Consider the following 10,464-nt stretch of genomic DNA (forward strand, 5'->3'; position numbering starts at 1 on the left):
CGTGGCGCGGCAAGCAGATAATCGTTGAAGAAACGCCTGTCCCCGGAAGCGGTCCGCCAGCCAACGATGCGCCAGCGGACGCCGGATGCAACCGGCAAGAGGCGACACCAGGAGATACCTGGTGATCGCTCTCCAGAATTCTTTCCTCCCCCAGCGATCAATTTGCCTTCAAGCTATACTCTTCGGTGACCCTAATCACTGAAGGCAAGCACATGACGACGGCAACAAACCAAGCACAAGCGCAATACGAGCTGTTCCTGCAACGCGGACTCAAGCTCGACATGTCGCGCGGCAAACCATCTCCCGAACAACTTGACCTGTCCAACGACCTGCTCGACGCCTTGCCGGGCTTTAGCGCGGCCGATGGCGCCGACGCCCGCAATTATGGCCTGGGCGTGGGCCTGCCCGAAGCGCGCGCGCTGTTCGGCAGCCTGCTCGACGTCCCAAGCGCCCAGGTCGTGGTCGACAGCAGCGCCAGCCTGTCGCTGATGCATGATGTGATCGTGTTTGCGCTGTTGAACGGCGTGCCCGGCGGCCAGCCCTGGGTTGGCCAGCAGAGCGTGTTCTTGTGCCCGGTGCCGGGCTACGACCGCCATTTTTCGATCTGCGAAGCGCGCGGCATCAAGATGATCAATGTGCCGCTCAACGACGACGGTCCGGATATGGATATCGTCGAGCGCCTGGTGGCCAATGACGCCAGCATCAAGGGCATGTGGTGCGTGCCGAAGTACAGCAATCCGTCCGGCGCGGTCTACTCGGACCAGGTGGTGCGCCGCCTCGCCGCCATGAAAACCGCCGCGCCGGACTTCCGGCTGATGTGGGACGACGCCTATCGTTTCCATCACCTCAACGAAGAAAACGTGCGTGTCGCCGAGATCATTGGCGAATGCGCCAGGGCGGGCAACCCGGACCGGGCGATCGTGTTCGCATCGACGTCGAAGGTGAGCTGGGCCGGGTCCGGCATTGCCGCGCTGGCGTCGTCGCCGGCCAATATCGCCTGGTGGACCAGGCATGCGGGCATCCGCAGCATCGGCCCGGACAAGATCAACCAGCTGCGCCACGTGCGCCTCTTGAAGGACCGCGCAACCGTGGAAGCGCTCATGCGGCGCCACGCGGCGCTGCTCAAGCCCAAGTTCGACGCCGTGCTGGCGCAGTTCGCGGCACACCTGGGCGATGTGCCGGGCGTGTCGTGGACGGTGCCGAAGGGCGGGTATTTTATCGACCTGGTGACGCCGCCGGGTGCGGCCAAGAAGACGATTGCGCTGGCCAGGGAAGCCGGGATTACGCTCACGCCGGCTGGCGCCGCGTATCCGTACGGGGTCGACCCGGACGACAGCCATATCCGCATCGCCCCGAGTTTTCCGTCGCTGCCGGAGATTACCCAGGCGGCCGAGGGGATTGCGCTGGCGTTGAAGGTGGCTGTAGCGGGGTAAAGGCGGTAATGACCGGAGCGATCCAACAAAAAAGCGCCCTCGGGCGCTTTCGTTCACATCTTTTCGTTCACATTGTTAAGCGGCTAAGTGCGTCGCGCACATCACATCGGACAACTGCCACGGTTCGGTAATCTCGCGCACCGCGCGGTCATTGGCCATGATCTGCTTGAGCAAGTCGATCTTGCGCATGCGGGGCGCGCCATCGAGTGCGGGCACGCCGGTCTTGACCGCCGCCGCATGTTGCTTGCACTGCGTTTCCAGGTTGGCCATGCCATTCCAGTCGCCTGCTTTTGCCGCAACCGCCATCTTGCCAGTCAGGCCAGCAATATTTTCGTACATCGAGAGAACTTCGTTGGAGGTCATGCGCTCACCTGGCCAAAAAATTTATAAAGATTACCGCGTGTCCTTCCATAACGTCGGGATTGCGCGGAACTTTAGGTTTTTTTCAAAAAAACCTGAAAATATTTTTAGCCAGGTTGAAAAAATGCTTAATTGATAAGCTCTTCCAGCCCGCCACTGAGCTCCCCGAGCGGCGGAATCCCCGCGAACAAGTCCTCCGGCGCCACGCCCAGCCCGGTCGCCAGCGCTTGGGTGAAGCATGCCGCCAGTTCCTCGTCGTTTGGCTGGCGCTCTTCATAACGCGCGCGCAGCACGGCCAGGTGAATCACCGACGCCATCCGGTACGAGGGCGACTCCGGGGTCGGCTCGGGAAAATGGCGCAAGGTCTGGTGAAACAGGTCGGGGAATTTCCAGCGCAGCGCCAGTTCCGCCCCCACCATGCCGAAATCGTAGCCGAACAGCGCCCGCTCGGCCGCGATCCGGCCGTTGTCGTACGGCCCGACCGTTTGATCGAGCTCGCGCGCCTGCTGCGCCACGCCCGCGTGCATCACCAGCTGCCCGATCCCGTGCATCATCCCGATCGTGAAGGCCAGGTCGGTATTGGCGCCGATCTGCTTGGCGATCCACTTGGCCGCCACCGCCGTGTGCAGGCTGTAGCGCCAGAAGCGCTTCAGGTCGAGTCCCGGCACCGTCTTGAAACTGCCCACCAGGCCCGAACTGATGACCAGTGTGCGCACCGTCACAAACCCGAGCATGCGCACCGCGTCGCCCACATTGCCGATCCGGCGCGAGACGTGATAGTAGGCCGAGTTGGCCAGCCGCAGCAGCTTGGCGCTCAGGACCGGGTCAAGCGAGAGCTTGCGCGCGACTTCTTCGACCGCCACATCCGGGTCGTCGAAACTGCTGATCAGTTCCGCGACCACTTTCGGCGCGGAGGGCAGGGCGTTGGGATTTTGCAGCAGGGCTTCAAGGGTCATTCTGTCTCCAGTTGATTGCGTAGCGCGAGGCAGGGTGACTATATAGCGATTCCTGCTGACACGCCACCACCGCGCCGACCGCGCCGCTCACACCTCGTCGAGCTGGGCGAAGCGCGCCGCCAGGAAATCGATCAGGGTCCGCACGGCCGGGCGCAGCCAGCGCCGCGACGAATAGGTGGCGTGAATGATCCCGCCCCGGGGAAACCAGTCCGGCATCAAGATGACCAGCGTCCCCTGGCGCAGTTCTTCTGCGATCATCATCAGCGGCAACTGCACCACGCCCACACCCGCCAGCGCCGCCGCCCTCAGGGCGATCATGTCGTCGGTCACCAGGCGCGGCGTGTGGCGGATACTGGCTACCGCGCCGTCCGGGCCATCGAGGTGCCAGGTCGGTTGCGCCATGGGGCTGCCCCAGTCCAGGGTCGGCACGCCGCCCAGGTCGGCGGGCAGGTGGAGCGCGGGGTGGCGCGCCAGGAAGGCCGGGCTGGCCGCGACACACCAGCGCCGCGTGCTCAGCACCTTCATCACCAGGTCGCTGTCCTGCAAGGGCGGCACCCGGACCCGGATGGCGACGTCGGTCCCCTCGGCCACCAGGTCGATGCGCCGGTTGCTGGCCTCCAGGTGCAGGGTCACCATGGGGTGCGCCGCCATGAATTCGGCCAGCATGGCCCCGACCCGCACATGCAGCAGCGCAATCGGACAAGCGATGCGCACCACGCCGCTCGGCTCGGCCCGGGTGCGGTCGACCGCATCCTGGGCCGCCTGGGCTTCGACCAGCATCGCCTTGCAATGCAAAAAATAGCTGGTGCCGATCTCCGTGACGGAAAACTGGCGCGTCGAGCGCTGCAGCAAACGCACGCCGAGCCGTTCTTCGAGCATGCAAATCCGCCGGCTCAGTTTGGATTTTGGAACCCCGATCGCCCGACTGGCCGGGGCGAACCCCTCGTGTTCGACCACCTGCACAAAGTAAAACAGATCGTTCAAGTCCTGCACATCGGTGTCCAGTGTTCCATTGATAGGACGCAGAGTATAGATATCGGCAGCTACCGGCGCAACCGTGTAAAGACTACGATGCGGGTCCGCCGTCGGGCACTGTCCCGGCGCCCGCTCTTTTTACTTATCCAGGGAACCAGCATGACCAGTGAAACCATCCGCGACACCAGCACCGACCATTTGCTTACCCCCGACAATGCGGCCTTGATCGTGATCGACTACCAGCCGGTGCAAGTCAATTCGATCGCCTCGATGGACCGCCAGCTCCTGATCAACAATATCGTCGGCGTATCGAAAGCGGCCATCGCCTTCGGCCTGCCGATCGTGCATTCCACGGTCAACGTCAAGACTGGCCTGAACAAGCCGCCGATCCCGCAGCTGCGCAAGGTACTCGAAGGCATTCCGACCTATGACCGCACCACCATCAATTCGTGGGAAGACGTCGAGTTCCAGGCCGCCGTAACGGCGACCGGCAGGAAGAAATTGATCATGACGGCGCTCTGGACCGAGGCTTGCCTGACCTTTCCGGCGCTGGACGCCCTGCGCGACGGTTATGACGTCTACGTTGTCGTCGACGCCGTCGGCGGCACCTCCGGCGCGGCGCACGAAGCTGCGTTGCGCCGCATCGAGCAGGCCGGCGGGAAGATGATCAGCGTGGTGCAGATGTTCTGCGAACTGCAGCGCGACTGGGCGCGCCATGACACCGTGCCGGCGTTCATCAAGCTGTTTATCGAGACCGGCGGCACGGCGGGGATTCAATTCTCGTACGACCAGGCCTGAGCATCGGACCAGGCGATGCGCTGAGCCCGAGGATCAGGCAGCGCGCATGGCATGCTGGCGGCGGCCTGCGCGCCATTCCGGCTTTTCGCTACTCTGGCGGCCTATCGTGCAGTTTATCGCATTTGATCAGCATTTCTCCCCGCGCTCGATTAAAGTGCAGGCTGGGAAAAATGCGCCGGCCCCGGCGCCGCCACGAAAAGAAAACACAGATGACATTATTGAAACAGCGCCGCTTCGCCGCCGCCCTCGCGCTCGCCTGCACCGCCTTTGCCGCCCACGCCGAAGCCCCGTACGCCTTCGCCACCACGCCGGGCAAGCTGCCCAAGGATATCGTGCCGGTGCAGTACGCCGCCCACCTGATCCCCGACCTGGCCGCCAACACCTTCCTCGGCTCCCAGACGGTCGAAATCGAAGTCCTCAAGACCACCTCGCGCATCATGCTCAACGCGGTCGACATCGAGATCGACGCCGCCAGCCTGTCCGGCAAAAACATCGGCGCGCTCAAACTGACGCCGGTCGTCGACAAGGAACAGGAAACGCTCAGCTTCGCGCTCGCGCAGCCGCTTGCGCCGGGCCGCTACAACCTGGCGCTCAAATTCCATGGCCTGATCAACCGCGAAGCGCGCGGCATGTTCCACATGAAGTACAAGGCCGGCAGCGCCGCCCGCACCATGATCGCCACCAACATGGAGCCGACCGACACGCGCCGCCTGCTGCCGACCTGGGACGAACCGGCCTTCCGCGCCGCCTTCAAGCTCACCGTCGACCTGCCGGCCAGCTTCAAGGCTTACTCGAACACCCCGCTCGAGCGCCAGGAAAAGCTCGATGGCGGCCTGCAGCGCTTCCATTTCGGCGTCACCCCCAAGATGCCGAGCTACCTGTTGGTGCTGGTCGCGGGCCAGCTGGAACGGGTCAGCGCAAAGCAGGACGGGGTGGAGATCGGCATCGTCACCACCGAAGGCAAGCTGCCCTCGGCCGCCTACGCGCTGGGCGCCACCAAGGACCTGCTGCGCTACTACAACAACTACTTCGGCGTCCCTTACCCGCTGGCGAAACTGGACCAGATCGCGATCCCCGGCGGCTTTAACGGCGCCATGGAAAACTGGGGCGGCATCGTCTACAACGAATCGACCCTGCTGGTCGACCCGCAAAAGAGTCCCGACAGCGTGCGCCAGACCTCGTTCGGCATCAATGCCCACGAAGTGGCGCACCAGTGGTTCGGCAACCTGGTGACCATGGGCTGGTGGGACAACCTGTGGCTCAACGAAGGCTTCGCCTCGTGGATGGCGAGCAAGGCCACCGACCATTTCCATCCCGAGTGGCGCGTGCAGCTGGGCGCCCTGGCCGAGCGCGAAAGCGTCATGAACCTCGACGCGCGCAAAACCACGCACCCGATCCAGACCCCGGTGCTGACCGAAGCGCAGGCCGCCGACGCCTTCGACGCCATCACCTACGCCAAGGGCCAGGCCTTCCTGCGCATGCTCGAAGCCTACCTGGGCGAAGAGCCCTTCCGCAAGGGCATCCGCGCCTACATGGCCAAGCACCAGTACGGCAACACCACCACCGCCGACCTCTGGGCCGCGCTCGAAAAAGCCTCCGGCAAACCGGTCGAAAAGCTGGCCTCCGACTGGACCACCCAGCCCGGCTTCCCGCTGCTGAAGGTCGAGCAAAGCTGCGTCGACGGCAAACGCAAGGTGACGCTCTCGCAGGAACAGTTCCGCCTGGACGAACCGGCGCTTGAAAAACGCCTGTGGAATGTGCCGGTGCAAGTGGGCACCGTGGGCGGCAAGGCCAGTTACGCCTTGTTCTCGGGCGCCAGCACCACCATCACGCAGCCATCGTGCGACGGTACGCTGGTGATCGACCCGGCCAGCGTCGGCTACTTCCGCGTCCAGTACGACCAGGCCGGCTTCGACGCGCTGGCGGGGCAGGCCGCCAAACTGCCCGACACCACCCGCCTCAAGCTGCTGGGCGACACCTGGAGCCTGGTCCAGGCCGACCGCCTGCAGCTGGGCAGCTACATCAAACTGGCATCGGCCTACGCCGACGAACCGCGGCTGGCGGTATGGAACGCCATGCTCGAGAACCTCGCCACGCTCGACACCCTGGCCGAAGGCGAACCGGAACGCGCGCTGGTGCGGCGCTACATCACCAGCCTGGCCGCGCCCAGGTTCGCGCGCCTCGGCTGGGACGACAAGCCGGGCGAATCGACCGAAGAGCGCCAGTTGCGCGCCCTGCTGGCCGGCGCGCTGGCCAAGATTGGCGACCCGGCCGTGATCGCCGAAGGGCGCGCCCGCTTTGCGCGCTTCCTGAACGACCCTGCCAGCGTATCGCCGTCGATGATCGACTTCGTCATGCGCGTGGCCGGCCGTTACGGCGACGCCGCCACCTACGACGCGCTGGCCAGCCGCGTGGCGCAAGCCCAGACTGACGAAGAACGCAACCGCTACGCGCGCTCGATGACCCTGGCGCGCGATCCGGTGCTGGCCCGGCGCACCCTGAACATGGCGCTCTCGCCCGAACTGCCGGCGCAGCTGACCTCCACTTTGGTGTCGGCCGTGGCGCGCGGCGAACACGTGGAACTGGCGTGGGCCTTCGCCACCGCCAACCGCGCGGCATTGATGAAGGACCAGGAATCGGTTGGCCAGAACCGCTTTTTCCCGAGCGTGGTATCGTCCTCCTCCAATCCGGCCCACGCGGACATGATGGAAGCGTACGTGAAGCAGAACTTCGGCCCCGATGCCCAGGTCGAAGCACAACGCGTGGCCAATGGCATCCGCACCCGCGCCGCCCAGAAATCCCGTTTGCTGCCGCAGGTGCGCGCGGCGCTAAAATAACAGAACATCGCAACAAGGAACCACACATGAAAACACATTGGACCCCGCTCAAGACCGCACTGACCCTCGCCCTGTGCGGCGCCTCGCTCGCCTTCGCCCCCGCGCATGGCGCCGGCCAGGACGCGGCGCCGGCCGCCAAAGCCATCACCGCCCCGGTGCTGCCGGGCGACGACTTCTTTGCCTACGCAAACGGCGACTGGCTCGCCAAGACCGAGATCCCGGCCGACCGCAGCAGCTGGGGCGCCTTTGCCGCCATGGCCGAAACGAGCAACGCGCGCATCGTCAAACTGATCGAAGAAGTCTCGGCCGATAAAAAAGCCAAGGGCGACGCGCGCAAGGTCGCCGACTTCTACAACACCTTCATGGACGAAGCGGCCATCGAAGCCAAAGGCGTCGCGCCCCTCAAGCCGCTGCTGGCGAAGATCGACGCCATCAAGGACAAGGCGTCCCTGACGCGCGCGCTCGGCCAATCGCTGCGGGCCGACGTCGACCCGCTCAACAACACCGACTTCTTCACCGAAAACCTGTTCGGCCTGTGGATTGCCCAGGGCCTGAACGACCCGGCCCGCAACACGCCTTACCTGCTGCAAGGCGGCCTGGGCATGCCCGACCGCGCCTACTACCTGACCGACAGCCCGCGCATGGCCGAACTGCGCAGCAAGTACCAGCAGCACATCGGCGCCATGCTCAAGCTGGCAGGCTACCCCGACACCGAGGCGCGCGCCGCCAGGGTGTTCGAGCTCGAAATGAAGATCGCCCGGTCGCACGCCAGCCGCGAAGATTCGGCCGACATCGTCAAGGCCAACAACAGCTGGACCCGCAAAGACTTCGCCGCCAAGGCGCCGGGCATGGACTGGAACGCGTTTTTCAAGAGCGCCGGGCTGGCGGGCGAGCCGACCTTCATCGTCTGGCATCCGGGCGCCCTGACAGGCGCGGCCGCGCTGGTCGGGAGCACGGACGTGGCGACCTGGAAGGACTTCCTCGCCTTCCACCAGGTCAATCACTTAGCCGCGACCCTGCCAAAAGCCTTCGCCGACCAGTACTTCGAATTTGCAGGCAAGGCCTTGAGCGGCACGCCGCAGCAATCGGCGCGCTGGAAGCGCGCGCTGGCCGCCACCAACGAAGCGCTCGACGAACCGGTCGGACGCCTGTACGTCGAACGCCACTTCCCGGCCGAGAACAAGGCGCGCGTGCAGAAAATGGTCGGTAACATCATCGCCGCCTTCAGCAAGCGCATCGACCAGCTGGACTGGATGGCCCCGGCCACCCGCGCCCAGGCCCAGGAAAAACTCAAGACCATGTACGTCGGCGTGGCTTACCCGGACCGCTGGCGCTCGTACGCGGGCCTGAAAGTGCTGCCGGGGGACGCGCTTGGCAACGCCGTGCGCGCCGAACAATTCCATTCCGCGCAGGAGATCGCGCGCCTCAAGCAAAAGGTCGACCGCAGCGCGTGGGCGATGCCGCCGCAACTGGTCAACGCGGTCAACCTGCCGCTGCAAAACGCCATGAACTTCCCGGCCGCGATTTTGCAGCCGCCGTTCTTCGATCCGAAAGCGTCCGACGCGGCCAACTACGGCGCCATCGGCTCGATCATCGGCCACGAAATCAGTCACAGCTTCGACGACCAGGGCGCGCAGTTCGACGCCCAGGGGCGCCTGCGCGACTGGTGGACCAAGGAAGACATGGCCCACTTCAAAGGCGCCGCCGACAAGCTGGTGGCGCAGTTCAGCGCCTACAAGCCGTTCCCCGACCTGGCGGTCAACGGCCAGCTGACCCTGAGCGAAAACCTGGCCGACCTGGCCGGCGTGGCGGCGGCGTACGACGCCTACAAAGCCTCGCTGGGGCAGGACGCGCCGGCCGACGCCGACAAGCAGTTCTTCCTCGGTTACGCGCAGGCGTGGCAGACCAAGGTGCGCGAAGCGGCCGCGCGCCAGCGCGTGCTGACCGACGGTCACGCACCGGCCGAATACCGCACCGCCATCGTGCGCAATCTCGAGCCGTGGTACAAGGCGTTCGACGTCAAGCCCGGCCAGGCCCTGTACCTGGCGCCGGCCGAACGCGTGAAGGTGTGGTAGGGGCGCCATGAGCGAGGACATCGACGCCATCACGCGCCTGACGCTGGCGCACTACGACAGCACCGCGGAGCAGTTCTTCCGCGGTACGGTGGACCATGACGTGAGCCAGAACATCGGCGCGCTGCTGGGCGCCATCGAAGGCGCGGCGCCGTACACCTTGCTCGACCTGGGGTGCGGGCCGGGGCGCGACCTCAAGACCTTCAGCGCCCTTGGCCACCGCGCCATCGGCCTCGATGGTTCGGGCGAGTTCGCAGCCATGGCGCGCGCCTACAGCGGCTGCGAAGTGTGGCACCAGGACTTCGTGCACCTCGACCTGCCGGCCGGCCTGTTCGACGGCGTTTTCGCCAACGCGGTGTTGTTCCACGTGCCCAGTCGCGCGTTGCCGAAGGTGCTCGACGATGTGTACGCGGCCCTGAAACCAGGCGGCGTGCTGTTCAGTTCCAACCCGCGCGGCGACAACCGGGAAGGCTGGAACGGGCCGCGCTACGGCAGCTATTATGATTTCGCGACCTGGCAGGCGTACATGACAGCGGCCGGTTTTTCCCCACTGCATCATTACTATCGCCCGGAAGGCTTGCCGCGCGACCAGCAGCCGTGGTTGGCGAGTGTCTGGCGCAAGCCGTATGGTTAGATAGCGAACGGAACGGTTCAGAGGAACGTCCTATTCTGGGTCCGTCGCACAGTAGGTGCGCCCCGCAGTTTCACTCACCATATGAGGTACCGAAAATGAACGAGGACCAAGTTAAAGGCAAAGCGAAAGACATCGGCGGTAAGATCCAGGAAGAAGTCGGCAAAGTCATCGGCAGCAGCGAACAGCAAGCCAAAGGGCTGTCGAAGCAAGTCGAAGGCAAAGTCCAGGAAAAATTCGGCGACGCCAAAGAAGTGCTCAAGGACCAAGGAAACCGCTGATCCAGCGCTGATTCCCCCTACAACCGGGGTCTGACCTCTGATTAGAAAAATTTAGAAAAAAAAGTGACACACCCCTGTAGTTTAACCCGTAAATTAGGGGTTTACCAGCAAGATGGCACCA

9 protein-coding genes are annotated in these 10,464 nt (G+C 64.6%); 6 read left to right on the forward strand and 3 right to left on the reverse strand.

From position 1 onward, the window contains the following. Positions 1-212 precede the first annotated feature (212 nt). The gene (locus F0185_RS18315; protein WP_167226764.1) at positions 213-1,433 is read left to right on the forward strand and encodes an aspartate aminotransferase type Ic; all 1,221 of its coding nucleotides are present in this window, start codon (positions 213-215) and stop codon (positions 1,431-1,433) included. A gap of 75 nt (positions 1,434-1,508) precedes the next feature. Here the strand turns inward: F0185_RS18315 and F0185_RS18320 are convergent, their stop codons facing one another. The 3 genes from F0185_RS18320 to F0185_RS18330 form a co-directional block, all read right to left on the reverse strand. Beyond that, positions 1,509-1,796 (reverse strand): flagellar protein FliT, encoded by a 288-nt coding sequence (locus F0185_RS18320; RefSeq protein ID WP_167226766.1) that lies wholly within the window; start codon positions 1,794-1,796, stop codon positions 1,509-1,511. Positions 1,797-1,921: 125 nt separating this feature from the next. Further along, positions 1,922-2,749, reverse strand: coding sequence for an HDOD domain-containing protein (locus F0185_RS18325; protein ID WP_167226768.1), 828 nt, complete (start codon positions 2,747-2,749; stop codon positions 1,922-1,924). A gap of 87 nt (positions 2,750-2,836) precedes the next feature. Further along, positions 2,837-3,742, reverse strand: coding sequence for a LysR family transcriptional regulator (locus tag F0185_RS18330; protein WP_167226770.1), 906 nt, complete (start codon positions 3,740-3,742; stop codon positions 2,837-2,839). Positions 3,743-3,883: 141 nt separating this feature from the next. On the opposite strand from F0185_RS18330, the gene F0185_RS18335 reads away from it, so the two are divergent. From F0185_RS18335 to F0185_RS18355, 5 genes are all read left to right on the forward strand, one after another. After that, positions 3,884-4,522: an isochorismatase family protein gene (locus tag F0185_RS18335; RefSeq protein WP_167226772.1), complete on the forward strand. Its 639-nt coding sequence runs from the start codon at positions 3,884-3,886 to the stop codon at positions 4,520-4,522. 209 nt (positions 4,523-4,731) lie between these two features. Further along, entirely contained in the window at positions 4,732-7,359 is a 2,628-nt protein-coding gene (locus tag F0185_RS18340) for a M1 family metallopeptidase (protein WP_167226774.1), read from the forward strand. A gap of 26 nt (positions 7,360-7,385) precedes the next feature. Then, complete coding sequence (locus F0185_RS18345; protein WP_167226776.1) at positions 7,386-9,434, forward strand: M13 family metallopeptidase; 2,049 nt, start codon at positions 7,386-7,388, stop codon at positions 9,432-9,434. Positions 9,435-9,441: 7 nt separating this feature from the next. After that, positions 9,442-10,065: a class I SAM-dependent DNA methyltransferase gene (locus tag F0185_RS18350; RefSeq protein ID WP_167226778.1), complete on the forward strand. Its 624-nt coding sequence runs from the start codon at positions 9,442-9,444 to the stop codon at positions 10,063-10,065. Positions 10,066-10,160: 95 nt separating this feature from the next. Then, positions 10,161-10,343 (forward strand): CsbD family protein, encoded by a 183-nt coding sequence (locus F0185_RS18355; RefSeq protein WP_167226781.1) that lies wholly within the window; start codon positions 10,161-10,163, stop codon positions 10,341-10,343. Positions 10,344-10,464 lie beyond the last annotated feature (121 nt).

It is taken from the genome of Massilia rubra, assembly GCF_011682065.1.
Classification (GTDB): domain Bacteria; phylum Pseudomonadota; class Gammaproteobacteria; order Burkholderiales; family Burkholderiaceae_D; genus Telluria_A; species Telluria_A rubra.

Bases quoted from the DNA above. Each gene is read 5' to 3' on its own strand.
- F0185_RS18315 (WP_167226764.1), top strand. From the start codon at position 213: ATGACGACGGCAACAAACCAAGCACAAGCGCAATACGAGCTGTTCCTG.
- F0185_RS18320 (WP_167226766.1), bottom strand. From the start codon at position 1,796: ATGACCTCCAACGAAGTTCTCTCGATGTACGAAAATATTGCTGGCCTG.
- F0185_RS18325 (WP_167226768.1), bottom strand. From the start codon at position 2,749: ATGACCCTTGAAGCCCTGCTGCAAAATCCCAACGCCCTGCCCTCCGCG.
- F0185_RS18335 (WP_167226772.1), top strand. From the start codon at position 3,884: ATGACCAGTGAAACCATCCGCGACACCAGCACCGACCATTTGCTTACC.
- F0185_RS18340 (WP_167226774.1), top strand. From the start codon at position 4,732: ATGACATTATTGAAACAGCGCCGCTTCGCCGCCGCCCTCGCGCTCGCC.
- F0185_RS18345 (WP_167226776.1), top strand. From the start codon at position 7,386: ATGAAAACACATTGGACCCCGCTCAAGACCGCACTGACCCTCGCCCTG.
- F0185_RS18350 (WP_167226778.1), top strand. From the start codon at position 9,442: ATGAGCGAGGACATCGACGCCATCACGCGCCTGACGCTGGCGCACTAC.
- F0185_RS18355 (WP_167226781.1), top strand. From the start codon at position 10,161: ATGAACGAGGACCAAGTTAAAGGCAAAGCGAAAGACATCGGCGGTAAG.